The 24248-nt window shown below is 52.2% G+C and carries 24 protein-coding genes, 4 tRNA genes and 1 other RNA gene; 18 read left to right on the plus strand and 11 right to left on the minus strand.

The window, feature by feature from the left end:
* Positions 1–3 precede the first annotated feature (3 nt).
* The 16 genes from B5D23_RS03110 to B5D23_RS03185 all read left to right on the plus strand — a co-directional run bounded on the left by B5D23_RS03110 (position 4) and on the right by B5D23_RS03185 (position 14555).
* A tRNA-Lys gene (locus B5D23_RS03110) sits at positions 4–79 on the plus strand.
* A 185-nt stretch (positions 80–264) separates the two neighbouring features.
* Positions 265–1203 carry an ABC transporter substrate-binding protein gene (locus tag B5D23_RS03115; RefSeq protein WP_159445886.1) on the plus strand — a complete coding sequence of 313 codons (939 nt, stop codon included), beginning with the start codon at positions 265–267 and terminating at the stop codon, positions 1201–1203.
* A gap of 116 nt (positions 1204–1319) precedes the next feature.
* Positions 1320–1395 (plus strand) — tRNA-Lys (locus B5D23_RS03120).
* A gap of 407 nt (positions 1396–1802) precedes the next feature.
* Positions 1803–2171, plus strand: a complete 369-nt coding sequence (locus tag B5D23_RS14890; protein WP_144012522.1) for a DUF5658 family protein — start codon at positions 1803–1805, stop codon at positions 2169–2171.
* 139 nt (positions 2172–2310) lie between these two features.
* Positions 2311–3252, plus strand: a complete 942-nt coding sequence (locus B5D23_RS03130; RefSeq protein WP_159445887.1) for a MerR family transcriptional regulator — start codon at positions 2311–2313, stop codon at positions 3250–3252.
* Positions 3253–3270: 18 nt separating this feature from the next.
* Positions 3271–4641, plus strand: coding sequence for a glycosyltransferase (locus B5D23_RS03135; RefSeq protein WP_078683954.1), 1371 nt, complete (start codon positions 3271–3273; stop codon positions 4639–4641).
* Positions 4642–4760: 119 nt separating this feature from the next.
* The gene (locus tag B5D23_RS03140; protein WP_078683955.1) at positions 4761–5603 is read left to right on the plus strand and encodes a ribonuclease H-like domain-containing protein; all 843 of its coding nucleotides are present in this window, start codon (positions 4761–4763) and stop codon (positions 5601–5603) included.
* A 27-nt stretch (positions 5604–5630) separates the two neighbouring features.
* A complete protein-coding gene (locus B5D23_RS03145; RefSeq protein ID WP_078683956.1) occupies positions 5631–6269 on the plus strand; it encodes an HAD family hydrolase in 639 nt (212 codons plus the stop codon).
* A 3-nt stretch (positions 6270–6272) separates the two neighbouring features.
* A complete protein-coding gene (locus B5D23_RS03150) occupies positions 6273–6914 on the plus strand; it encodes a phosphatidylserine decarboxylase family protein (protein WP_078683957.1) in 642 nt (213 codons plus the stop codon).
* A 17-nt stretch (positions 6915–6931) separates the two neighbouring features.
* The gene (gene pssA / locus B5D23_RS03155; protein WP_078683958.1) at positions 6932–7687 is read left to right on the plus strand and encodes a CDP-diacylglycerol--serine O-phosphatidyltransferase; all 756 of its coding nucleotides are present in this window, start codon (positions 6932–6934) and stop codon (positions 7685–7687) included.
* A gap of 285 nt (positions 7688–7972) precedes the next feature.
* Entirely contained in the window at positions 7973–9964 is a 1992-nt protein-coding gene (locus tag B5D23_RS03160) for an ATP-binding cassette domain-containing protein (RefSeq protein ID WP_078683959.1), read from the plus strand.
* Between the two features lie 64 nt (positions 9965–10028).
* Positions 10029–10427 carry a (deoxy)nucleoside triphosphate pyrophosphohydrolase gene (locus B5D23_RS03165; protein WP_078683960.1) on the plus strand — a complete coding sequence of 133 codons (399 nt, stop codon included), beginning with the start codon at positions 10029–10031 and terminating at the stop codon, positions 10425–10427.
* 11 nt (positions 10428–10438) lie between these two features.
* Positions 10439–11326: a methylenetetrahydrofolate reductase [NAD(P)H] gene (gene metF, locus B5D23_RS03170; RefSeq protein WP_078683961.1), complete on the plus strand. Its 888-nt coding sequence runs from the start codon at positions 10439–10441 to the stop codon at positions 11324–11326.
* Between the two features lie 50 nt (positions 11327–11376).
* Complete coding sequence (locus tag B5D23_RS03175; RefSeq protein WP_078683962.1) at positions 11377–12411, plus strand: aspartate-semialdehyde dehydrogenase; 1035 nt, start codon at positions 11377–11379, stop codon at positions 12409–12411.
* A 22-nt stretch (positions 12412–12433) separates the two neighbouring features.
* Positions 12434–13375: an aminotransferase class IV gene (locus B5D23_RS03180; protein ID WP_078683963.1), complete on the plus strand. Its 942-nt coding sequence runs from the start codon at positions 12434–12436 to the stop codon at positions 13373–13375.
* Between the two features lie 91 nt (positions 13376–13466).
* A complete protein-coding gene (locus tag B5D23_RS03185) occupies positions 13467–14555 on the plus strand; it encodes a glycosyltransferase (RefSeq protein WP_078683964.1) in 1089 nt (362 codons plus the stop codon).
* Positions 14556–14605: 50 nt separating this feature from the next.
* On the opposite strand, the gene uvsE is transcribed toward B5D23_RS03185, so the two are convergent.
* Both uvsE and B5D23_RS03195 read right to left on the minus strand, forming a co-directional pair.
* Positions 14606–15541: a UV DNA damage repair endonuclease UvsE gene (uvsE, locus tag B5D23_RS03190; RefSeq protein WP_078683965.1), complete on the minus strand. Its 936-nt coding sequence runs from the start codon at positions 15539–15541 to the stop codon at positions 14606–14608.
* 38 nt (positions 15542–15579) lie between these two features.
* Complete coding sequence (locus B5D23_RS03195) at positions 15580–16230, minus strand: Tim44 domain-containing protein (RefSeq protein ID WP_078683966.1); 651 nt, start codon at positions 16228–16230, stop codon at positions 15580–15582.
* 275 nt (positions 16231–16505) lie between these two features.
* Between B5D23_RS03195 and B5D23_RS03200 the strand changes: the two genes are divergently transcribed.
* Positions 16506–17042 carry an MFS transporter gene (locus tag B5D23_RS03200; protein ID WP_144012523.1) on the plus strand — a complete coding sequence of 179 codons (537 nt, stop codon included), beginning with the start codon at positions 16506–16508 and terminating at the stop codon, positions 17040–17042.
* A gap of 20 nt (positions 17043–17062) precedes the next feature.
* Here B5D23_RS03200 and B5D23_RS03205 read toward each other — a convergent pair whose 3' ends face one another.
* Together B5D23_RS03205 and ffs are read right to left on the minus strand one after the other, a co-directional pair.
* Positions 17063–17836 (minus strand): DUF4198 domain-containing protein, encoded by a 774-nt coding sequence (locus tag B5D23_RS03205; protein ID WP_078683968.1) that lies wholly within the window; start codon positions 17834–17836, stop codon positions 17063–17065.
* A gap of 207 nt (positions 17837–18043) precedes the next feature.
* Positions 18044–18139, minus strand: an RNA gene (gene ffs, locus B5D23_RS03210) — signal recognition particle sRNA small type.
* Between the two features lie 143 nt (positions 18140–18282).
* Here ffs and B5D23_RS03215 point away from each other — a divergent pair.
* On the plus strand, positions 18283–18645 hold the full coding sequence (locus B5D23_RS03215) for a hypothetical protein (RefSeq protein WP_078683969.1): 363 nt from the start codon (positions 18283–18285) through the stop codon (positions 18643–18645).
* A gap of 452 nt (positions 18646–19097) precedes the next feature.
* Here the strand turns inward: B5D23_RS03215 and B5D23_RS03220 are convergent.
* From B5D23_RS03220 to B5D23_RS03250, 7 genes are all read right to left on the minus strand, one after another.
* Positions 19098–19189, minus strand: a tRNA-Ser gene (locus tag B5D23_RS03220).
* A gap of 127 nt (positions 19190–19316) precedes the next feature.
* A tRNA-Ser gene (locus B5D23_RS03225) sits at positions 19317–19408 on the minus strand.
* A 107-nt stretch (positions 19409–19515) separates the two neighbouring features.
* Positions 19516–19710: a hypothetical protein gene (locus B5D23_RS03230; RefSeq protein WP_078683970.1), complete on the minus strand. Its 195-nt coding sequence runs from the start codon at positions 19708–19710 to the stop codon at positions 19516–19518.
* Between the two features lie 75 nt (positions 19711–19785).
* Positions 19786–20907, minus strand: coding sequence for a DegT/DnrJ/EryC1/StrS family aminotransferase (locus B5D23_RS03235; protein ID WP_078683971.1), 1122 nt, complete (start codon positions 20905–20907; stop codon positions 19786–19788).
* A 136-nt stretch (positions 20908–21043) separates the two neighbouring features.
* Complete coding sequence (locus B5D23_RS03240) at positions 21044–21808, minus strand: enoyl-ACP reductase FabI (protein WP_078683972.1); 765 nt, start codon at positions 21806–21808, stop codon at positions 21044–21046.
* A 95-nt stretch (positions 21809–21903) separates the two neighbouring features.
* Positions 21904–22995, minus strand: a complete 1092-nt coding sequence (locus B5D23_RS03245) for an NAD(P)H-dependent flavin oxidoreductase (RefSeq protein WP_144012546.1) — start codon at positions 22993–22995, stop codon at positions 21904–21906.
* Positions 22996–23331: 336 nt separating this feature from the next.
* Positions 23332–24231: a phosphoribosylaminoimidazolesuccinocarboxamide synthase gene (locus tag B5D23_RS03250; RefSeq protein WP_078683973.1), complete on the minus strand. Its 900-nt coding sequence runs from the start codon at positions 24229–24231 to the stop codon at positions 23332–23334.
* Between the last annotated feature and the right edge of the window lie 17 nt (positions 24232–24248).

The following is a 24248-nucleotide window of genomic DNA, read 5'->3' on the forward strand; positions in this document are numbered from 1 at the left end:
CGTGGGTCATTGGCTCAATTGGTAGAGCAGTGGACTCTTAATCCATTGGTTCGGGGTTCGAGTCCCTGATGACCCACCACGCATATTCAGCGCTGTAAGCATTGCTTGCAGCGCTTTTTTTATGCCCAAAGATTGGGAGAGAAGTTTCGCAATTACGACCACTTGCGTGATGTGCTGGATAATTTTATATGTGATATAGCGAGGGGAAACAGACGAACGAGTGTAGGGCAAGAGTCTATGAATGTGTTGAAGAGTGTAGTTTTAATGCTGGCAATGCTTGTGCTGGCAGACGTTGCGGAGGCCCGTCGGCTGGTTGTGGCGACGGGTTCGGGCGAGATGGCAGGAGCCATATCCGTAGCGATAGCGCGTGGTTTTTGTGCTGAGGAGCGGGTTGATGTGGCAATCCGTCCATATAGTAATAGCTTTGAGGGGCTAAAAGGGATGCTTCGGGGGGAGGCAGACCTTGTAGCTGTGAACCGTACGGGATTCGTGCTGGCAGATCCTGATCCTCAACGCGTCTGTATCCTTGCGATGCTGTCGACGACGGAAAATCAGACAAAGATTTTGTGCCGTCAAAAGTCAGGGATCAACTCCATGAGGGATCTTTTGGGGAAGAAGATTGGTGTTGTGTATGGCTCAAGCGGCCACTATTACCTTGATGCTTTTCTTGAGGCGCATGGGCTGAATCCTCAAAAGCTGCGCATTGTGGAAATGAAGAAAAAGGAAATGCCGTGTGCGCTGGCAACGGGTGAAATTGATGCAATGGCGCAACATGGGGTTCCGACAGAGACGGCGCTTCGCCTGATGCGTGGGCAACCAGTGATAATATTCTGTGAAAACGGGATTGATGTGAAAACGGCATGGCTGGTGAGTACGCGACAGACGGCGCGGGAGCAGGCGGTCAAGATAAAGAGATTGCTGCGGGCGATTGAAAAGGGGAATCAGTATATTCCTCGACGTCCTTATCAGGCGAGCCGACTGATTTCTTCAATTCGGGGCCAAAGCTATACGGGCGTGCTGAACTATATTTCGAATGAAATTCGCTATACGCTGAAAGAGGGGCGTGGCCATGTCCGGGATTTTTCTGTCCTTGAGGAGTGGGCGGAGGAGCACGGATACCTTGAGCGAAGATCGCGCCGCAACTACTCACTTTTCTGGGAGCCGAAGCTCCTGCGGGATGCTTTTCCGGGGGAAATTCGTTAAGATTCGCCTGTGAGCCATGCTGAATTCTAGTTGGAGAAAAAAGAGAAAAATTATTGACAAGGTCCACGTGGCTGAGTAGTTTCTCTCTCACTCCGACGGCATGCCGTCCGAATTGTGGGTCATTGGCTCAATTGGTAGAGCAGTGGACTCTTAATCCATTGGTTCGGGGTTCGAGTCCCTGATGACCCACCACGCATATACAGCGCTGTAAGTTTTTGCTTGCAGCGCTTTTTTTATGCCCGAAAACCCCCGTCGTTTCGGGTGATTCAAACGCCTCCCCCCTCACGCTAGAAGAAAAAAGCGTCACTCTCGTCATCGTCGTGACATAATTCACATTCGGCCTGTGTTAGCCAGGGAAAGTCCCTCTGCTGCTTGTCTCGCGGGTATTTCCGCGAGTTTTTTTTAGATCTGTTAAACACCGATATTGCGCCTGCCGCGACTTTATATACCCTTCTCCTGCTATGGATTAAAAAGCACTTGCATAAAATGAGAAATGCAAGAAGTATGAAGAATGAAAGAGTTAAAGGGCGTGAGCACTGCAATAGAATGTGACAAAGCGGTCTGTGCAATAGGGGGTCAGTTCTATACGGAGGTATATAATGACTGGAACGCAGACTGTGCTTGCTGTTTCGGTGTTCATAGTGTTTGCGGCTTTGCAGATTGCAGACGTGGTGACTACTTCTCGCGTGTTGCGAAATGGAGGTTGGGAGACCAATCCGATCGTGAGGATGCTGATGCGATGCTGTGGAGCTTGGTGGTGGGTGCCAAAGCTTGTTTTGGCGACGGCATGTGGCGCATACATGGCCTTTGTTTCATGGCCAGAAGGACCTGCATTGCTTGTCTTTTTGTGCCTTGTGTACTGCTGGGTGGTGTGGAGCAATGTCCAGCAGGAAAGACGGGGTCGTGTGCATATGTTGCGCGTTGAAGAGCTTCGAGCACAACGCCGCCGTGGTCTTGAACTTTCTTAACACGGTGTTTTGGTGGGGTGAGAGCCGAGTGTGCCTCACCCCGGCGGGCGAAAGTACGTGTCCTGCGGGCGAAAGCGTGGTATGCATGGGATGGGAGTATCTTTCTTTTTTTGCCATGCACGTGCACTGGAGGGCCGCAATGAAACTGCACCTGCCATGTATGAGCCTGCGCGAGGTATCGCGTCAGCTCGACATCCCCGCATCGACAATAACTGCATACCGTGAGCGTTTTAGTACGTTCATCCCCTATGTTCGGCGTGGCATGCGTCGATCGTATCCCCCTGCCTCTCTCGAAATTTTTCGTGAAATCCGTGAGCTTTCTCAACAAAATTTAACGCATCGACAAATCGAACGCCGCCTTGCGATACGCTACTCGAAGCTGCTGCGCCGAGGTGGTGGGGCGGATGGAATTTGGTGCCGAAATGTTCCTGAACTGGCTCGTGCGCTGACCGAAGTCCTGAGCAAGGTGAGTGAGTTGCTCACGGAACAGTGCCAGCTTGATGACCAGTGCGGAGATCTGCAACAGGCTCTGAGGGCTTTGCGCCGTGAAAAGGAACAGCTTGAGGCCCGTATGCAAAAGGATGTAACGGCAAAAGCAAAGGCGCAGGCGAGCCTGACTCATCGTGTTCAGGGCTTGCGGCAGGAAAATCATACCCTGCGTGCGCTGTTGCTGCGAACGTTGAGTACGGCAGGCGGCAGCCAGCATATGCCTCCGGAACAGTTCTTGGTGCTCCCCCTTGTTATCCAAAGCTCTGGTGGTGAATTTCTTGGGGTAACAGGGCAAAAACGCGAGTCGTTCACGTTGCGTCACTTGCTGGACCTTATTCAGGCAGGCTCCGAAGCAAGAGAGGCAGAGTTGCATTCCACGTGGCGGCGCTTTGAGGGGCAATGGAGTTTGTCTGTGCGAATGGAACAGGAAGAAACTCTTGTTCGGGAGCTTGAATTCTCTTTTGAGGAAATGCTGACGCCAAGCTGGAATCTCGTGGCGTGCCTGCGGGATATGCAGCTCGATCAGTCGCCTGTACCGTCAGAGCATGTGGCAGAATTTTTGCGTAAGGTTCGAGACCAGTTCGGAGGCTAGGAGGCCTGGGAGAGCGTCATGTCGGAATCTCGTCAGCTTCATTTGGAAAGCGTGGACCCTGAGAGCGTCCGCTGGCCACAGGAGTATGAACCTGTCGTTGGTCGCAGTGTGATTGAAGAGTTGCGACGCCTGAGTCGCCCCTTGCAGGAAAAAAGCTGGGCGAATGTGAATTCGACAGCGGATGGCGGGGGAGTGGCAGAAATGCTTCGGGGGCTTGTGCCGCTGGCGAGAGGCTTGGGAATAGATTCCCACTGGCATGTGCTTCAGGGGGATGAGCCTTTTTTTCGGGTCACAAAGAAATTTCATAATATGTTGCAGGGCAAAAACCTGCCGTTGTCGCTGGAAGAAATTTTTGGGGCATACCTCGGGACCATAGATGAGAATGCCCGCCGAACCTTCATTACTTCTGATCTCGTTGTTATCCATGACCCGCAGCCTGCTGCGCTCGTGATGAATGGGGTGATCTATGGCAATATGCTGTGGCGCTGCCATATTGATACCTCAGGCCCACAGGAGATTGTCTGGCGTTTTTTGCTCCCATATATCAATCACTGTGCCGGGGCGATTTTTACGATGCCGGAATTTGTGGGGACTGGGTTGCAAATCCCTGTGTACCAGATTCAGCCCGCAATAGATCCGCTTTGTGAGAAGAACCGGGAGCGAACGCTTGAAGAATCGCAGGACACACTGGATGCGCTGTTTGAGCAGGAAGGCATTGACATGGAGCGTCCCATTCTTGCTGCAGTGTCGCGGTATGATATTCACAAGAATCAGGCCACGCTGGTCCGGGCTTTTGCTCAGCTGAAAAAAGAGCATCGGTATGACCCGCGCCCACAGCTTGTTTTTCTTGGCAACACGGCCAGCGATGACCCGGAGGGGCTGGAGGTCTTGGAAGACTTGCAAAAGCTGGCTGATGGCGACCCAGACATTTTCTTTTTCGTGAATGTTCCGGACAACGACGCTGTGGTTGGGAGCCTGCTGCGGGTGGCCGCGGGCTTTTTGCATGTTTCGACCCGAGAAGGCTTTGGGCTGGTCGTGAGTGAAGCCCTGTGGCAGGGCACGCCTGTTGTTGGATCTCGGGTTGGTGGTATTGCTGCCCAGATTTTGGATGGCGAGACTGGGCGTGCTGTCGACCCTCTGGATATTTCAGCTATTGCTGAGGCCATGCACGAGTTGCTGACAGGGCAGGAGCGTTGCGTTGCCACTGCCAGAAAAGGAAAAGAACTGGTGCGTCGGCAGTTCCTTGTGACTGAGCAGATGCGGCGCTATCTGTGCCTGCTGCGGTATTATTCGCATATTGATAGACGTGCTCCAGAGTTTCGACTTTCGGAACTGACCTACAGTGAAGTCCTTGGCGCGATGCGTCCTCGACCCCCGTATTTCCCGTAAATCCTCCTGCACATGCGCTAAAGATCGGAACCCTGCCCGGAGGGGCAGGTCTTGAGTTTTCTCTGTGCTCTGCGTACAAGCTTCGAACAAACACTGTTTTCAAAAAGGACCATATCCGAATGCTTGAACATTCTTTTTGCCTTATTCCGCGCGTTGGCGTTGGCACGGAAGAAAAATACTGGAACGCTGGACTCAGCTCTTGGGATGATGTCTTTGCGCCAGAAGCAGAGCGCCTGCTGAAGACCAAAACCACATGGGTACGGCAGTATGTGGAGGAGGCTCGTGAACGGCTGAATGCTGGCGATGCGTTGTATTTTCAGCGCCTTTTGCCGAGCGCACAGCACTGGCGGCTTTTTCGGGCATTTCGGGATGATGCGGCGTATGTGGATATTGAAACCACTGGCCTTGGCATCGGAGAAGACCACATTACGTCTATTGCCCTGTATGGGCATGGAGAGGTAAAAACCTACGTATATGGTCAGAATCTGGAAGATTTTCAGGATGATATTCGGGACTTTTCTTTGCTTGTGACGTACAACGGCAAAACGTTCGATGCCCCGTTTATTGAGCGGTACTTTCAGATCAAGCTGAATATGGCGCATCTGGATTTGCGTTATATTCTCAAAGCGCTTGGTTTTACCGGTGGACTCAAGCAGTGCGAAAAGCAGATAGGAATGGACCGCGAGGAACTTGATGGTGTGAATGGCTATTTTGCCATTGTTCTGTGGAACGAATACCAGAGGACTCGCGACCCGGAAGTGCTGGAAACGCTTTTGGCCTATAATGCGGCTGATGTCGTGAGCCTTGAGCAGCTTTTGGTACATGCCTGGAACTGCCTGTCTGCCAAAACGCCATTCGGATGCGATTTGCAGCTCCCCAAGGCGACAGAGCCTGTGGTGCCACACACTGCGTCCCGTGCAGTTGTTGAGCGTTTGCAGTCGCGTATGGGGCAGATGTTTTAGCCTCAAGTGTAAAGTGGAGAGAGTGCAATGAGTGCAAGTGCTCGCAAGAATTGTGATGCCGTGATATTTGATTTTGGTGGTGTTCTTGCCGAAGAGGGCTTTTTCAATGGTTTTATGGCGCTTGGTGAGCGCTATGGAAAGGATGGGAAAGAACTTGGTGACATCGCTGTAGATATTGTGCGGAAAGATGGCTTTGCTGTCGGCCGCATTGACGAGAAAGAGTTTTGGACGCGTTTTCGTGAACGGACTGGAATCAGCGATTCTGATGCGTTTTTGCGTCATGAAATTCTTTCCCGATTCATTATCCGTGATTTTATGTTTGCGTATGTGGAGCAGCTTTCCAAGGCTGGTTACAAGGTCGCCATACTGAGCGACCAGACCAACTGGCTGGATGAAATGAACGAGTCCAAGGGCTTTTATCGTTTCTTTGACGTCGTGCACAATTCCTACCGGACTGGCACAACGAAAAAGGAACTCAAGGCCTTTACTGCGCTTTTGGAAGAGCTGGACCTTGCTCCTGAGCGTGCGCTGTTTGTGGATGATTTTGCTGGACACATTCGCCGTGCCCAGTCACTTGGTTTGAAGACCATCCTGTATACGGACCGCGAGTCCTTTGAAAAAGAATTTTTAGCGTTGTGCCCCGATCTGGGGAAAGAACAAGGATAGTACATGCAGAAACCCTCCATTGGAATGAGTCTCGAAGGTATGCCCTTCTTTGGGCTTTGTGTCCTGTTGACTTTGGTTCTCGCTATCTGCGAGCTGCCATTTTTGGCGCTTCTGGCATTTATCGTCACCGCGTTTGTCGGACACTTTTTCCGAGATCCTGCCCGCGTTGTGCCGCAGGACAAGGGCGTTGCTGTTTCTCCTGCTGATGGCAAAATCTGCAAGATTGCCCGCGAAGCTGATCCGCTGACTGGCGAAGAGCGCACGGTCGTCTGCGTCTTTATGAATGTTTTCAATGTTCACGTGAACCGTATCCCGGTGACCGGAACTGTTAAGAAACTGCTGTACATCCCCGGCAAGTTCTTCAATGCTTCTTTGGACAAGGCCAGCAAAGACAATGAGCGCCTTGCTATGGGTGTTGAGGACGAAGACGGCCAGCACTGGACTGTTGTGCAGATTGCAGGTCTCATTGCCCGCCGCATTGTATGCTGGGCAGAAGAGGGCGATAGCATTGTCCGTGGTAATCGTTACGGACTTATCAAGTTTGGTTCACGGCTTGACGTCTATTTACCCGAAGACTATGTCTCTGACGTTCAGGTAGGCGATATCGTCTTTGCGGGTCAGAGTGTTCTGGCTCGGAAAAAATAATGAGGAAAGGGGAAGAAATGCACGCAGAAAAACACAAGCCCGTACGTAAGGGCGTTTATGTCTTGCCCAACCTGTTTACAACAGCAAGTCTGTTTGCAGGATTTATGGGGATGATGTGGGCGTTTGAAGGTCGTTTTGAAATGTGTGGCATTGCCATTCTCCTGAGTGGTCTTTGTGACGGTCTTGATGGAAAGGTTGCTCGTCTGACAGGCACGTCCAGTGATTTTGGCGTGCAGTACGACTCTTTGGCAGACCTTGTTGCCTTTGGCGTCACCCCCGCTATTTTGACCTATCAGTGGCTGCTGCATGATTACGGTCGCCTTGGTCTTATGGCTTCGTTCTTGATTATTGCCTGTGGTGCTTTGCGTCTGGCCCGATTCAACGTTGCGGCCCCGACAGCATCCAAAAAGTATTTCATTGGCCTGCCTATTCCGGCTCAGGCCTGTACTTTTGCAACACTGGTTCTTTTTGCTCCGTATATTCCGGCAGAAATGCAGCGTTTCCTGCCCGGCTTTGTGCTGGTGCTGACGTATGTGCTGTCCTACCTGATGGTCAGCCGGGTTCGCTACATCTCTTTCAAAGAATACGGTTTCCTCAAAGCGCATCCGTTCTCTTCGGCTGTGACTGCGACCCTGATTTTTGTCATGGTGGCATCCGAGCCTAAGGTTCTGGGCTTTGTGGGAATGTTTGCCTATATTGTGTCAGGCCCTGTTTTGAGCCTGATGCTCATGCGCCGTACAAGCATGTGCGACGCTCAGGAAAAGCTCTCCTAAGTTTTTCCGTGCCGGGATGACCGGCGTTTTCCCTACGAGGAATTCCGAGGCGCTCACGTGTACCGCACAGGTCATGTGCGCGCCTCTTTTTTTTCTTTTTTGCAGGGCGTCGCGACGCTGGAGCAGGGCTTTTTCGTTTTCCATACAGGAAACACTTTCGTCGCAGCGTATTCCCTGTTACGAAGCGAAGCTGTGGCGCACTCCGCGCCATATTCAAATAAACACCACACAGTGCCCCAAAGCAGCAAAACTTTGCGTATTGGGGAGATATAAGCAGATATTTTTATGTCGAGAGTTTCTATTCAGAGTCTTTCCAAGTCCTTTGGGGGCCGGGATCTTTTTGAAGCCTTTTCCCTTGAGATTACCCCCGGAATGCGTCTTGCTGTTTCTGGCCCGAATGGCTGCGGCAAATCGACGTTTATCAAAATCCTTGCAGGCATCGAAGGTGCTGACACAGGCAAGGTGAACATGGCCAAGGACGTACGCCTTGGGTATTCCATGCAGGAGCTTGCCCCGCAGGACCTGAAGCGGACGGTCCTGAACTTTGTTCTGGATGTTCTGCCGTCATGGCAGGAGTTCTGGGACAAATGGGACCGGGCAACAGAGGCCGGAGACCAGAACGCACTGAATGCGCTGAGTCTGGAACAGGCCGCGCTGGAACATACCTATGGCTACAATCCTGAGCACAAGGCCAAGGCTGTGCTGTCTGGACTTGGGTTTTCTGAAGAGAAATGGAACTCGACGCTGGAAGCCCTGTCCGGTGGTTGGCGTGAGCGTGCAAAGCTTGCCCGTATTCTTGTTGCAGGTGCTGACGTCCTGCTGCTTGACGAACCGACCAACCATCTGGATCTCGAAGCTGTTGAGTGGCTTGAAGATTATCTTCGCTCTTTTGCTGGCGTTATCGTCTTTGTTGCGCATGACAGGGTTTTCTTGGACCGCGTGGCAACGCATGTTTTGTTCCTCGGTGGCAACAGGGCTGTCCTGCGGCCCGGTACCTTCTCGCAGTTTCTGAGCTGGTACGCAGAGACCGAAGAGCAGCGCAAGCGCGAAGAGCGCCGCATTGCGGGTGAGATTGGGCGCAAAATGGATTTTGTGCGCCGCTTTCAGTACAAGGCAACAAAGGCTCGGCAGGCGAATAGCCTCAAGAAGCAGGTCGCCAAGATGGAGAAAGAGCTTGAGGGAGTGAAAAATCCCCTCATCAAGAAGCAGCGTGAGCTGTCATTCCGCTGGCCAGAGCCTGCCCGCGGGAACAAGACTCCGCTTGCTGTTCTGAATCTGTCGCTTTCCTATGGGAATGGCCCGCGCCTGTGGAACGATATTTCTTTTAATGTGTATGACGGGCAGAAGATCGCGCTTGCTGGTCCGAATGGCTGCGGCAAATCTTCTTTGCTCAAGTGCATCATGGGGCAGCTCCAGCCTGATACTGGGCGCATTGAAATCGGAACAAACATGGTGATTGGCTATTACAGCCAGCATCAGGCCGATACCCTGCAGCTCGACAAATCGGTGATTTTTGAAATCCATCGGCTTTCTGACCCCAGAACTTCCGAGGAAGAGCTTCGAAGCGTTCTTGGTTTGTTTATGCTGGGTGAGGAGTTCTGGGAGCGTCGCGTTTCCGAACTGTCTGGTGGTGAAAAAAATCGTCTGATTTTGGCAACGCTGTTTTTGAAGCGCGCCAACTTCCTTATTCTTGACGAACCCACCAACCATTTGGACCTTGAAAGCCGTGAGGCACTGATTCAGGCCTTGCAGGACTATACAGGCACAATTTTGATGGTTGCACATGACCGTCATTTGCTTTCTGAGGTTGCAGAGCAGGTCTGGTGGTTGCGTCCGGATCGGGTTCAGGTCTTCCTTGATGGCTATCAGGGCTATGACCGGGCCAGAAAAGACGAGGCGCAGCTTGGGCAGAATGGTGATTCTGAGGCTGACGATGAGAAGAAGTCCGCGCGGGCAAGCCTGAGCCGGGCTGAGCAGAAAGAACTTAAGCGCAGGCAGGCCGAAGCTCGGAATGTGATTTATCGGGAACTGAAACCCAAGAAAGCCGCCTACACCAAGCTTGAGGAAGAATTTGAAGCTGTGCTGGAAGAGCAGGGGGATGTTGAGCAGGAACTTGCTGACCCCTCTGTGTACGCTGATGTTCCTCGTTCCACGGACCTGATGAAGCGCTTTAAGGAGCTTCAGGACCTGTCTGAGAAAAAGATGGTGGAGCTGGAGGAACTGGAAGCTGAAATTCAGGAGCTGGAAGCCCGTCGCGAGGAGCTTGGTGGCGCTTGATTTTCAGAAACTTCCGTCCTACGCTGTTATGTTTAGTAACGAATTCAGTGTGTAAGGAGTTCCTATGTCTGGACAACTTGATGTTGTCGCTGCCATCCTGTGGAAAAATGGACGCTTTTTGGCAATTAAACGTCCCGAAGGAAAGCCGCAGGCAGGTTTTTGGGAATTCCCCGGAGGAAAAATTGAAGCGGGGGAAAGCCCTGAAGAGGCGCTTTCGCGTGAGCTTCAGGAAGAACTGAACCTGACCCCGCTGAGCTTTCGTTTCTGGACAGAAAAAGTTCATGCCTATGATAATTTTCGCGTTCGGCTTCGCTTTTTTCATGTTGATGAATTTCGCGGGCCGCTCGTGGCGCATGAAGGGCATGAGTGGATGTGGATTGAGCCAAAAGAACCAGTGACTGTGCCATTTCTTGCCGCAGATGTGGACATTGTTCATGCCTTGCAGGAGCAGACAGTGGCATAAGGGAGCAGGATGTGCGCATAAAAGATCTCATTCCCCAGAAAAAGCCGTTCATTTCGCTGGAGTTTTTCCCGCCCAAGAAAGAGGAGTCCCTTCCGGGATTTTTTGAGACGGTTGAGAAACTGCGCGCCGTGAATCCGCTGTTTGTGTCTGTGACCTATGGAGCTGGTGGCAGCACACAGGATAAAACACTGGAAATTGTCCGCCGCCTCAAGCAGGATCACGAGCTGGAGCCTATGGCCCACCTGACCTGCGTTGGCGCCAGCCCGGAGCGGATTCAGCGCTTTTTGAATCAGCTCGAAGAGGCTGAGGTGAGCAATGTTCTGGCTCTTCGTGGCGATCCGCCGCAAGGTCAGGAGCGTTTTGTCCCGGACAGCGAACATTTTTGTCATGCCTCGGATTTGGTGCGGTTTATCCGCGAGCGGCACCCGGAAATGGGTGTTGCTGTTGCCGGATACCCGGACGGACACCCCGAGTGCACGACCTTTCGTGAAGATTATGGATATTTGAAGAACAAGCTTGCTATGGGCGGTGACTTTGTCATGACCCAGATGTTCTTCGACAATCGGTTGTATTGGAATTTCGTCGACATCATGCGTTCGATGGGCGTGACAAAGCCCATCATTCCCGGCGTGCTGCCCATTATGAGTTTGCAGTCGGTGAAGCGCATTCTGCAATTTTGCGGAGCGAGTATCCCCGGAAAGTTCCTGCTCGACCTCGAAGCCGCGGACGCGCGTGGAGGTCAGAAGGCCGCCTATGAAGTGGGTATGGCATGGGCTAGAAAGCAGGTCCGTGAACTTCTGGAAAAAGGTGCTCCCGGTGTCCATCTCTATACCCTGAACAGGGCAGAGGCGGTTCTGGATATTGTAGGGTCACTCGGCAGCAGTGCCGAAGTCGACTAAAAAAAGCTCAACCCGTCGTGTCGCAACCGTCGGGAAAAGGAGTTATTCGCATGGGTAAGGATTCTTTTGTAGTCGCAGTGGTAGGTGCAACCGGAGCCGTTGGTCGTGAGATGCTCAAGACTCTCGAGGCTCGCAAGTTCCCTGTCAGCAAGATCGTTCCTCTGGCCTCCAGCCGTTCTGCTGGAAGTGAAGTGGAATTTAATGGTGAAAAAGTGATCGTTCAGGAGCTGACCGAAGACTCTTTTGAGGGTATCGATCTGGCTCTGTTCTCTGCTGGTGGTGCTGTTTCCGAAGAGTATGCACCTCTGGCAGCCCGTAGCGGCTGTGTTGTTGTTGACAACTCCAGCACCTGGCGCATGGATGACCAGTGCCCGCTGGTTGTTCCTGAAGTTAACCCAGACGATCTGGACTGGCACAAGGGCATTATTGCCAACCCGAACTGCTCCACCATTCAGATGGTGGTGCCGCTCAAGCCTATCCATGACGCTGCAAAGATCACGCGTATCGTTGTATCGACCTATCAGGCTGTTGCTGGTGGCGGACAGAAAGCTATGGACGAAATGACCACTCAGGTGCGTCAGATGTTCAACTTTGATCTGGAGTCCATCGAGCCGAAAGTCATGCCGTACCGCATTGCTTTCAACTGCCTGCCGCAGATCGACGTCTTCCTTGAGAATGACTACACCAAGGAAGAGATGAAGATGGTCCACGAGACCCACAAAATTTTTGGTGACGACAGCTTTGGCGTTTCTCCGACAGCTGTTCGTGTTCCGGTATACATTGGCCACAGTGAGTCTGTGAACATTGAGACCGAAAAGAAAATGACTGCTGCTGAATGCCGCGCCCTGCTTTCTCAGGCTCCGGGCGTGCGCGTGCTGGATAATCCTGCTGAGAAAATTTATCCTATGCCTATTGAGGCTGTGGATGAAGATGATACCTTTGTCGGTCGTATCCGCGAAGACAATACTGTTGAAAACGGCCTGAACATGTGGATTTGCGCTGACAACCTGCGCAAGGGCGCTGCACTGAATGCTGTGCAGATTGCCGAAGAGCTGGTGAAGCGGGATTTGGTCCGCGTGCCCTAGGTCGGAAGCTCGAGGAGGGGAAATGATTCCTGTTCTGGATTCCGAAGAGTACCTGAAAAAGATGCTTTCGGTGCGTCGCCCGGGTTCGGATGACGTGCTTGCATTTTATGAGCACCGCCTTGGTGCCATCTGCAAGGACCCAAAGCTGATGCTTATGCCGTGGGATGACCATCTGGTTCACCGTGGTGATGGCGTTTTTGAAACGCTGAAATTCACGGGGCGTCGGATGTATCTTGTGGAGCAGCATCTCAAGCGTATGAAACGCTCGGCTGAAACCATCCACCTCCAGCCTCCCTGTACGTGGGAGCGTCTGCGCGAAGTGCTTTTTGACGTCGCAAAGGCAACTGGGAAGGATGACGGGCTGATTCGTGTCTTGCTGGGACGTGGTCCCGGTGGCTTTGGTATCGCTATGGATGAATGCCCCCTGCCAAGCCTGTATGTGGTTGCCTATGCCCTGCATGACAAGCCAGAGGAGTGGTACGAGAAAGGCGTTACTGCTTTCCGTACCTCTTACCCGGCCAAGCAGAGCTGGATTGCCACCATTAAGTCAGTCGACTACCTGCCGAATGCCCTCATGAAGCAGGAAGCAACTGACAAAGGCTATGACTATCCGATTTGTTTTGACGAACATGATTTCCTTGCCGAAGGCGCAACGGAAAACATGTGCATTGTTGACCAGAGCGGCACTATCATTGTCCCTGAGTTTGACCGTGCACTTGCCGGAACAACCCTGTTCCGCGCTCTGGATCTTTTGGATGGCGAAATTCCCGTCGAGTTCCGTAAGATTCAGGAAAATGAGCTGTATGGAGCACGCGAGATTCTGGTGTTCGGCACCACCGCGGAATGCCTGAGCATTGTTCGCTACAACGGCAAACCCATTCAGGACGTGCGTCCGGGTGCGGTTGCCCGCAAGCTGCGAAAGCTCCTGCAGGATGATATTGCGAAAAACGGCGAGGCGTTTTAGCCCCGCTGACTCGTGCCCAGTATGGGCGTTTTGAGGCGCCGGGGTGAGGTTCACCCCGGCGCTCATGCTTTCTCTAAAGGACAAATTTTTCATGCCTAAACCTGAAACCATCCTCCAGCTTGACCTTGGGCGGGAATGGCGAGGCGGCCAGCGGCAGGTCTTGTACCTGTGCCGTCACCTTGCGCATTCTGGAAAGTATCGCCCCATTATTGCGACCCCAGAGGGAAGCCCTCTGGCAGACGCCGCCCGCGAAGCCGAAGTGGAGGTGATTTCTCTGCCCTCACGCTTTGAGTGGCACCCCGGCAGCATATACAAGCTGTTGCGCCGCATTGCCTCGGACCATATTCGCTTTGTGCAGACGCACTGCGCTCGGAGTGCATCCCTTGGAGCCGCGCTCAAGGTTCTGAGCAGAGAAGATTTTGCGCTCATTCATTCCCGCCGTGTCTCGTACCGGCCGGGCAGGGGATGGAGCCATAAAAAATACGATCTGGCTGACGCTGTTGTCTGTGTCAGCGCAGAAATTGCCGAAACCATGCGCGAAAGTGGCCTTGAGCCTGAGCATGTGTCGGTGATTCACAGCGGTATTGATCCGCGTCGCTATCCTCGGCATGTCATTGAGTCAAAGAACTCGCTGCATGTTGGTATGGTTGGCGCCCTGACCCCGCAGAAAGGACATGGCGTCTTTTTGAATGCCCTTGGGCTGATGAACGCAATGCGTGATGTGCCAGACTGGCATGCAAGTATTGTGGGCGATGGCCGCCTGCGAAAAGATTTGGAAATGCAGGCCAAAAAGCTTGGGCTTGAGGCTTCCGTGCGTTTTCTCGGGTACAGGGAAAGTTCCAGCGTTTTGCCGGACTTTGACCTTTTGGTCGTCCCCAGTGTGGATGGCGAAGGATCAAGCGGCGTCATTAAGGAAGGCTGGGCCGCAGGTGTGCCTGTGGTCTGTTCTGACCTGCCGTCGAACCTTGAGCTTGTCGAACCCGGCAAGAGTGGCGAAAGTTTTCGGTCTCAGGATACGGAGGCTCTGGCGCTTTTGCTTGCCGACCTGATGCAGGATGCCCAGCGTGAAGGCGACTGGCTTCCGAATCTTGTTGCGCAGGGTGATGAGCGGCTCAAGCTCTTTACGGATGTCGCTATGGCTGAGTCGTATATGCGGCTGTATGCCCGATTTGTTGCGTAGCGCTTGCCGCAAACAGAAAAACGTGAGGCCCGGATATTCCGGGCCTTTTTTTATGCATCTGGGGGAATGTGGCAGCCTGCGTTGAGAAGCTGTTGCTGCACCTCAAAAGCGGCGTCCTGTTTGCCCTTGGCTTCGACCATAAGGTCTGCGTCAAAAGGCAGTGCCTCGCAGAGCTGGGCCGTATCAGGAGGATCAATCATGATGGAGTGTTTACCAATCCGTGCATCAGGCATCTGTGAGGAGAGGTGGACTTTGGGGCGGCCGTGCCTGCTGTCGACACGCCACAGGGCGTGGACGCGTTGCAGAAGCCGGGTCAGAGCATCTGGAGAGCTGGCATTCCCTGGAAAAAGATTGTGGTGGAAAATATCGAAAACAGGCGGTGCTCCGGTCTCCTCACACAGGGCAAGTATTTGCTCAAGGGTGAAGACGTGTTCATCATTTTCAAAGATGATGCGGTCTTTTAGGCAGTCCGGAAGGGTGTGAAAAACCTGCGCTGTCTGAGCAAGGGCCTTGTCATGGTCGCCGTAGGCTGCGCCGCCATGAACAACAAGCTTGTGAGACGTATCTAGGCCCATCATTTCCAGAATTTCACAGGAGTAGGAAAGTTCGGCAATGGTATTTTTTACCACTTCTGGACGAGGGGAGTTCAGCACTGCAAACTGGGCCGGGTGCATGGAGTAGCGAAAGCCTTTGGGGACAAACTTTTCGCCTATGGCAGCGAGAGGTTCCCGGAGTACCGCACGCCAGTCAAAAGCTGGATTGTCCCGAACGGCGGGGTGTGAGGCAAAGGGAACCAGAGACTGACCTATCCGAAAAAGACGAAAACCGCCCTCAAGCATCAGCTCCGAAATTTTCTCCAGAGCATCAACATTGCGAAGGGCGGTCTCTATTTGCTTTTCTGGGCTGAGGCTTTGCAGACGAAAGGTGGTGTTGGTACTTAAACCACGCTGGTACGTCACACATGCCCAGCCAATTCGGTGAATCATACGGCCTCACAGGGACTTGCGGCCGTCTGGAAAGGGGGTTACTGCGTGAAGTTCTCTGCTCCTGCCTTGCGCGTTGACGCAAGTTTCCAGTGTGAATTCTGATCCCCGGTATCCTGCTCAAAAATCCAGACTTCCTGTATTTTTGTGGACTGTGTGCTGCTGCCCACGCGCAGGAGCACATCAAAATGGACTGTCGCCTGTTCAATAAGTCCTTCGCGGCTTTTGTCCATCAGGTTTGCATTCACAAGCAAAAGCTCAGTCTTTGCGGAACGGGGTTCATTGATTGAGCGCTCCGTAAACTGCTCGTACGCCTTTTCGGTCGTAAACTGACGCAGGTCATCTAAGTCGCGTGCATCCCATGCTTCACGTATACGGGCATAAGCAAGCTTGGCTCCAGCAATGAACTCTCTGTCATTGTCTTCTGACTGGTGCGCGTGCACATCTGGCCGAAGATCCTCAGGGCGAGGGCGAGAGTTTGCTTGCTGCATGGACGAGTCCGGACCATGAGCTTTGTCGTTTCGCAGGGCATCCCACGAGCGTTCTGCCCGCTTGTATGCGTCCAGAGCACGATGCTTGCCATCACCCTGCTGCTGGTCTTCTTTGTCCTGCGTGTTTTTGCCTGCAAAATAGCGAAGCACAACATAGATGCCTACGCCAATGAGTATGAGGTCGAGAAGATTTGCTCGCATGATCTGTGTCCTAGTGCTTAGGGAAACGGATTGAAGAAGGGGCCTGTTCCGGAGTTCTGTTCCGTGTGGAGAACCCTGCGACCGTGGCAAGCTTGGACCATACGCCGCACATGGCGTATTTTTTGAAACATGAAAAACCTACGGGCGCACTGTGCTTTACTAGCTCAAGTATGCCATTAAGACTGCGCGAAGTACACACCCCTTTTGCCCATCCAGCGCGTAAGGCGCTTGCTGAGCGTGTATACTCATGCGTATAGTTAGGCTGGGAGACTCTCTTGATGGGATTACATGTCATTGAATCTAAGTTACGCATCAGAAGCTTTTTGGGTGCCAATTTTGCTGGAATCATCGCGGGCTGTGTTGATGCCTTTGCGCTTTCTTTGAGTGCAGACCAGTATTTTGCCTACGCTGTGCTCGGTGCGTTTTTTCTTGTGTTTGCCGGGTATGTCGGTGGATTCTCCGGCGCCTATGCAGCAGCTTTTTGGAGCTGGGTCAGGCGGGGGAAGCTTGTCGACATGAGTACAGACGGCGTGCTGATGTTCTTTTGTTATGGGAGTTTTTTGGGCTTTATTGCAGGCTTGCTTTTTTCGGACTGGACCGTTGTCCGGTATTGGACGGCTGGTGGTGCGTTTATGGGAGGATTTTTAGCGGGGATGATGAATACCAGCTCTGCGCTGCTTTTTGAGCTGGCAGTTGCAGACGATTCTCCAGAGCAGGCTCACAAAGATGCTCGACGCAGAAGGGCTCATGAACGACTGGACCCCTCCGAGCCTCGCAAAAGCAAGACCCGGAAGGGTGGCAGTGGGATGTAGAGCATCGACGTTATGGGATTTTATTTTTTCCAGGCGTGCATGTAGGTCCAGAATACGGCACCGAGTTCCACGCTTTTCTTTTTTCCGTCTGGGGCAGGAAGTGTAAAATCTGCTTCCGTCAGTGCTGCAAATCCCCACCAGCCGGGCTGTGGGCATGTGAAGTGAAAAACACCGTTTTGGTCGGCTATGATGACCTGGGTTTCACTAAAGGGTGTTGCTGGGCTGAAGCGGCCCTTATTATACAGCTCGACTTCAACTTCGGCGTTTGGCACGGGTTTGCCGTCAACAATCACCTGACCCACAAATGTGTTCCCCGCCATGTTTCCAAAGGGGCGGAGCAGAGGAACAATTTCAGTCTTCAGTCCAAGAGGCTCATCCCAGCCGGTATCAGCACCAAAAGCAGGGACGCAGACTTTTGTATAGTGCTGGATAAAGCAGTCCTCAGCTGGCTCCCAGTAGGGCTTTGGCTGCATAAAAAATGAATATACTCCCGGGCGCTTAAATGTATAATCAATGCTCCACGCGCCGTGCTTCATCACTTTTGTGGCCTCAAGCTTTTGCGTCAGGTCATACATTTTCCCGTTGACGAAGACGCCAGCTTTTTCAGGTCGCACAAGCTCCATTCCGTCACCTGCAAATGGGTGCGAGAATGAGTAGGTGATTGTGGCTGTTTTTTGCTTCATGGTGGCAAAATCTGTGGACGGAATGACCATTCCAAAGTGGGCAGAAGCAGGAAGGGTTAGGCCAAGGATACAGGCCACGGTCGCAAGCAGGGCAAAGAATCGGGCTTTCATAGCGCCTCCGGTTTGAGTTGGAGTGAATAGCACTGCATACGATATTTAAATTAGTATGTAAATAGGGTTTATTAAAACCTATAGTGTCAAACTCTGTGCTATGAAACCATAAAAAGTGATTGTGTGGCGGGGGCGAAAGGGGGGTGCTTTTCGGTGCGCAGAAGAATTTTGGGCATAAAAAAAGTGCCGATTCTTTCGAATCGGCACCTTCTAGGGAAACCGAGCACCCAAGACCAACCGTTACCGCTGCTCCTTCTCAGGCCTGACGGGGTTGGCGGCGACCTTGCCACCCGGCTTCCCTCGTGGGCAACATCTATTGCGGTTTTTCCGCAAACTGTCAAGTGATTGTTTGAATTCATCAGAATTTCAGGGCATACTTACTCTGGTAAGATTGCAGGCTGATGCCTTGGGACATTCGTTCGTTTAAATTTCAGGAGGAAGCTCGTATGCGTATATTTTGGATTGTGGCGGTTTGTCTGAGCCTTTTGGCTATCACTGGCTGTGCCCATCAGAAAAGAACGCTCAAGTCGACTCGGGGACTGTGTTATGCCTATTCTGGTGGCGGTGACATGGACCGTGGCCCCGGTGGCTGCATGTATCAAATGGATATTTGTGACGAGTTCATGATGAATGTTGACGGTTATGACGGTAATCTTCCCGAAGCCTTACAGAGCATTGACGAAACCTATCAGCGCTTGAGCCGCATTCACGGCAACGACGGGTGTTTGCAGTATGTCCGGAGAGCTCGCGATCTCGCTCAGCAGTACTGCCGCGCCCATGCGAAGCCTACTGCTGATATGACTGAGTAACCGGGGGTGGGATTTTATTGGGACGCTGTCCCAAGCCCTGCAAGGGGCGCTGCCCCTTGACCCCGCCCAAGGACGAGGCCCTTGGGAATCCCGCTATCGCTCAAAAAAACGGCTGAATGGGATGAAAGCTTTGCTTTCCTCTCCATCAGCCGTGTTTTTTTTGAGCTAGTGGGCGTCCCGTGTGTTCTTTTTCTTTGCGCTCCAATCCTTTCTTTCTGAACGCGAGCGTTCAAAAAGAAAATGGTGGCGAACGCACGGGAAAGAGACTCTCGACGTTATGCCCAACAAGTTTGAATTCCATTCACGCGAAGCGTGGATGGAATTCAAACTCGCTGAGGATACGTAAGGGAATCATTCCCTTACGCGGGGTCCGGGGCTGGCCCCGGTTTCTTCTTCTTTGGGCACAAAAAAAGCGACTTCTGAAAACAGAAGTCGCTTTATTGTAGTCATACTGGCGGAGAGGAGAGGATTTGAACCTCCGATACCCGTTAGGGTATACACGCTTTCCAGGCGTGCTCCTTAAGCCAGACTCGGACACCTCTCCGCGTCGTTTCGACGAAGAGGATTACTATAGGAGTCTTTTGGTCTTGGCAAGAGAAAAAATGAAAAAAGTTTCAAACATATAAAAAAACGGCCTCTGTAAAAAACAGAAGCCGTTTGTATAATCACGGTGGCGGAGAGGAGAGGATTCGAACCTCCGATACCCGTTAGGGTATACACGCTTTCCAGGCGTGCTCCTTAAGCCAGACTCGGACACCTCTCCGCGTGAAGAGAGTTGTTAAGGAATCTCTGCAGCTTTGGCAAGTGTTTTCCGTAAAAAAAGCGAAAATAAATTTTGTGTAGCGAAAAGGGGGAGGGGGTGAGCCACACTTATTCAGGCTTTTTTTCTTCGGTTTCTTCTTGTTTGAGCGGAGTTTCCTGCTCTTTGTCGACTGGTGGTTGTTTTTCCCACTTGCAACTCCCTGGCAAAGAACCGCAATTTTTAATTCCAAGCTTAGGGAGAATGACCTTGTTGAGCAAAAAATACAGTGCAACAAGAATGATAATGGCAATTATATAATCCATAAACGGTCTCCTTGGCTGAAGGTCTTGGAAACAAAATTCATTTCCATAATACCGTTCATGGACGATACGTCAACATTATCGAGAGGACTTCCCGTAGAAAGCTCGTATTGCGTTACAAACTGTATGTATTTCAGACTCTTCGAGTCCTGGATACATGGGGAGACTTAAAATTTCTCCAGCGATGCGTTCTGTGATGCTTAGGTCATCGGCAGAGAAGGGTGTTTCTCCATTGGCGAAGAGGGTCTGCCTGTGGCCGGGGATTGGGTAATGGATAGCAGTTCCAATTCCCTGTTCCTTGAGGGCAGCCATAAGCTCATCGCGACGCTCGGCGCGAATCACATAGAGATGATAGACGTGCTCACATCCTTTGCGAACTGCGGGGGGGGTGACCTGTGGGCAGTCGGAAAGTGTTTCCGTGTAGGCTTTGGCAATTGCCTGACGCTTTGCGGTTTCATCGGCAAGGTGCTGGAGGCGAATGCGTAAAAATGCTGCCTGCATTTCATCCATGCGGCTGTTCAGACCGGGAGTGACACTTTCATAGCGGTGGGCTTCGCCATACTGCTTGAGCAGTCGCAGATGCTCTGCAAGATCATCACTGTTGCAGACCACAGCACCGCCATCGCCAAGAGCACCAAGGTTCTTGGTTGGGTAGAAAGAGAAGGCGGCAATGTCACCTGTCTGGCCAGCTTTTGCTCCGTTGTACACAGCTCCGTGAGACTGGGCGCAGTCCTCAAGCAGGGGGATTTTGTGCGAAGAGCACAGCTCGCGAAGCGGGCCAAGATCGCAACACTGGCCATAGAGATGTACCGCCATGACGGCCTTGGTGCGTGGAGTTATCATGCGCTCGACGCTGGCAGGCGAGAGCGTGTAATAGGCTTCTTCGATTTCGGCAAAAACCGGAGTCGCACCTGCGGCGAGCACGGCGTGATAGCAGGGGAGCGCCGTGTGTGAGGGAAGAATGACTTCGTCGCCTTTTTTGAGTTTCAGGGCGCGAAGGGCGAGAATGAGGCCATCAGTGCCGTTGCCAACTGTGACAGCGTGCTTGAGGCTGAGCCAAGCGGCAAATTCAGTTTCAAAGGCGTCGACTTCGGGACCCATGAGGAACCAGCCGCGATCCAGGATGTCTTCAAAAGCCTGCCGAAACTCCGTGTGGTACGGGGCAAGCTGAGTTTTTAAGCTATTAAAGGGAATACCCATATGTACGTTCTCCGTTCGTGATACGTGTCTTCTGTGTTTGTACCTGTGGACCATGTGCTTTGTAAATGTTCGGCACAAAAAAGGGGAGAGCAAAAGCTCTCCCCCTGTCGGGACAAAAGAATCTGTTCGAAACGGACTAGATGCCCATAATGTTGTATCCGGCGTCGACGTAAACGACTTCGCCAGTTGTTCCAGAGCCAAGCTCTGAGGTCAGATAAATGGCAGTGCGGCCAACATCTTCCTGCGTCACATTCCGGCCCAGAGGGGCGTTTTCTTCAATGTGAGACAGGATGTGCTTGAAGCCGTGAATGCCAGAAGATGCAAGAGTTTTGAGCGGGCCAGCGCTGATGGCGTTGACGCGAATACCTTTTTTGCCAAGGTCGGCAGCAAGGTAGCGGACGCTGGCTTCGAGGGCTGCCTTGGCAACACCCATAACGTTGTAGTTGGTGATGACCTTCTGGGAGCCGTGATAGGTCATGGTAACAACTGCGCCGCCTTCGGACATGAGGTCTTCGAATTCGCGGCAGACAGCAACGAGTGAATAGGCAGAAATATCGAGCGCAAGCTTGAATCCGTCACGGGAGGTTTCAACAAAGCGTCCCTTGAGATCCTCGCGATCAGCAAAGGCAACCGAATGGATGATGACATCCACGGAACCCCATTTTTCGCGAACTTCATCAGCGGCTTTTTTGACTTCGGCATCGTCAGAAAGGTCAGCCTTGAACGTGAAGTCGCCGTCAAGCTCTTCGCAAATGGGTTCAACGCGTTTTTTGATTGCGTCGTTGACGTAGCTCAGAGCGATCTGTGCGCCGTGTTTTTTACATTCCTTAGCAACTGCGTAAGCAATACTTTTCTGGTTTGCCACGCCAAAAATGAGAACTTTTTTCCCTTCGAGCAGCATTCGTGTGTTCCTCCTTTGAGGTGCAAACATAAACGTGGCTGCTCGGATAGGCAACCGAACAGCCACGTTTTTTTTAGCGTAAAAGAGAATGCTGTCTATGCAGGCTGCAAAGCTGGGGCAGACTGCGCAAACTCTTCTTTAAGAGTTTGGACAAGCTCCCTTACGGGAATGATTTTGTCGATGCGCGGAACATTGGCCCCTGCAAAGGCGAACCCATGCTTGAGCTTTCCGCGTTTTGCGTTCGCCAGTGCTCTGGCAATGCAGTACGGACTTTTTTCCGGGTCGCAGGTCTTTACGCAGTGGAAGACGCATTTGAATGGCTTACGTTCGCCATTTTTGCATGCCGTAATCATTTCACTCCGAATGGCACGGCCGGGGAGGCCGACGGGGCTTTTAATGATCTCAATATCGTCTTCGGTGGCGTTGACGTATGCTTCTTTGAACTTGATGTCTGCGTCGCATTCATCCGTGGCAACAAAGCGGGTGCCCATCTGCACACCTGAGGCGCCAATGGAGAGCATTTTTCTGATGTCTGCGCCAGAGAAAACGCCGCCAGCGGCAATGATCGGGATGCGGCAGCCGTGCTTTTCTTCAAAGGGCTTTACTGCGGCAACAACTTCCTGCACCAGATTTTCGAGTCTGAAAGCAGGGTCATCAATCTGCTCAGGCTTGAAGCCAAGGTGCCCACCTGCTTTAGGACCTTCAACGACAAAGGCATCAGGGATGTAATCAAATTTTTTCAGCCATTTCTTGCACAGAATCGTGGCGGCTCGGCCAGAACTGACAATAGGAATGAGACGTGTTTTTGCGCCGTCCGACAGATATTTCGGGAGGTCGAGCGGAAGTCCGGCGCCAGAAATAATGACGTCTGCACCTTCTTTGATGGACGTTTTGACCATGTCGGCAAAGTTACTCAGTGCCACCATGATGTTGACGCCGATAAGGCCGTTGGTCTTTTCGCGGGCAGTGCGAATTTCGCGTGCCAGCGCATCCGTGTGTGCTTTTTCGGGATTTTTAGCGAGTCCCGGCTCGTCGGTTCCAATCATAGCGGCCGCAATAACACCAATGCCACCTTCGTTGGCAACGGCGGATGCAAGGCCAGAAAGGGAGATTCCTACTCCCATTCCACCCTGGATAACAGGGATTTTGGCGACCAGATCAGCAATATGCAGCTCAGGCATTTTGATGTCTGGCATCTGGAAATCCGGCACCCTGAGATTCAGGTGCTTCAGATCTGTCAACTTCATATGAATTTCCTATCTTATTGCGTACGCAATAGTTACGTACAGATATAACGCATGCGCAACGGGTGCGCATTGCAGTTATGGCCTGCACAGGTGGTCCTGTCAAGCAGACAGACTTGTGTACAGCGGAGAGTGGAAAAAATGATGGGGAAAAGGAGGATAAGCTACGCTTTTTCTATACTGCTTCAAACAAATAAACACGAATTGCAGAGTTGGGAAGGGGATCGTGTGGCTTTTGTGTGACAAAAAAGGCCTGCGCAGAGCGCAGGCCTTGTGGAACTACTTTGTAGAGAAGGGGGTTCCTGTCAGGATTTCAAAGGCTTCAGCATATTTGCTGAAAGTCTGGTCAATCACATCCTGAGGCAGAGTAGGTGCCGGAGGCGTTTTGTCCCAGTCCTGAGCAGAAAGCCAGTCTCTGAGGTACTGTTTGTCGAAGCTCGGCTGAGATGCGCCGGGCTTGTAGCTCTTGGCAGGCCAGAAACGGGAGGAATCAGGTGTCAGCACTTCGTCAATGAGAATCAGCTCGCCGTCAACGAGGCCAAATTCAAACTTAGTGTCGGCAATGATGATGCCCTTTTCTGCTGCGTAGTCGCGAGCTGTGGAATAAATCTGGTGAACCACGTCATTAACACGGTCGAGGAGTTCCGCTCCAACTCGCTCGCGTGCCTGCTCCAGAGTGATATTCTCGTCGTGTTCGCCAAGTTCCGCCTTGGTCGAGGGAGTGAAGAGAACTTCCGGGAGCTGCTCGGATTCCTGGAGACCAGCCGGAAGGGCGTAGCCGCACAGGGAACCATGAGCCTGATAATCTTTCCAGCCAGAGCCTGTGATAAATCCACGAACGATGCATTCGATGGTCAGGGGTTTGGCCTTTTTGACGATCACAGAACGACCCTCAAGCTCCTCTGCATAGGGAGCAAGTTCCGCAGGGAATTCTTTGACGTCAGCGGTGATGAGGTGGTTGGGGATGATGTCTTTAAATTTGTCCATCCAGAACAGGGTGATCTGGTTCAGAATGGCACCCTTGTAGGGGATAGGCTCATTCATGATGACATCAAAGGCAGACATGCGGTCTGTCGTTACAATCAGCAGACGATCTTCACCAAGATCATAAATATCACGGACTTTACCGCGCGAAACAAGAGGAAACTCCTGAATTTCGGTACGTGTCACGACCTTCATGAAACTGTGCTCCTTAA

The sequence above is a fragment of the Desulfobaculum bizertense DSM 18034 genome, from assembly GCF_900167065.1.
GTDB classification, from domain to species: Bacteria; Desulfobacterota; Desulfovibrionia; order Desulfovibrionales; family Desulfovibrionaceae; genus Desulfobaculum; species Desulfobaculum bizertense.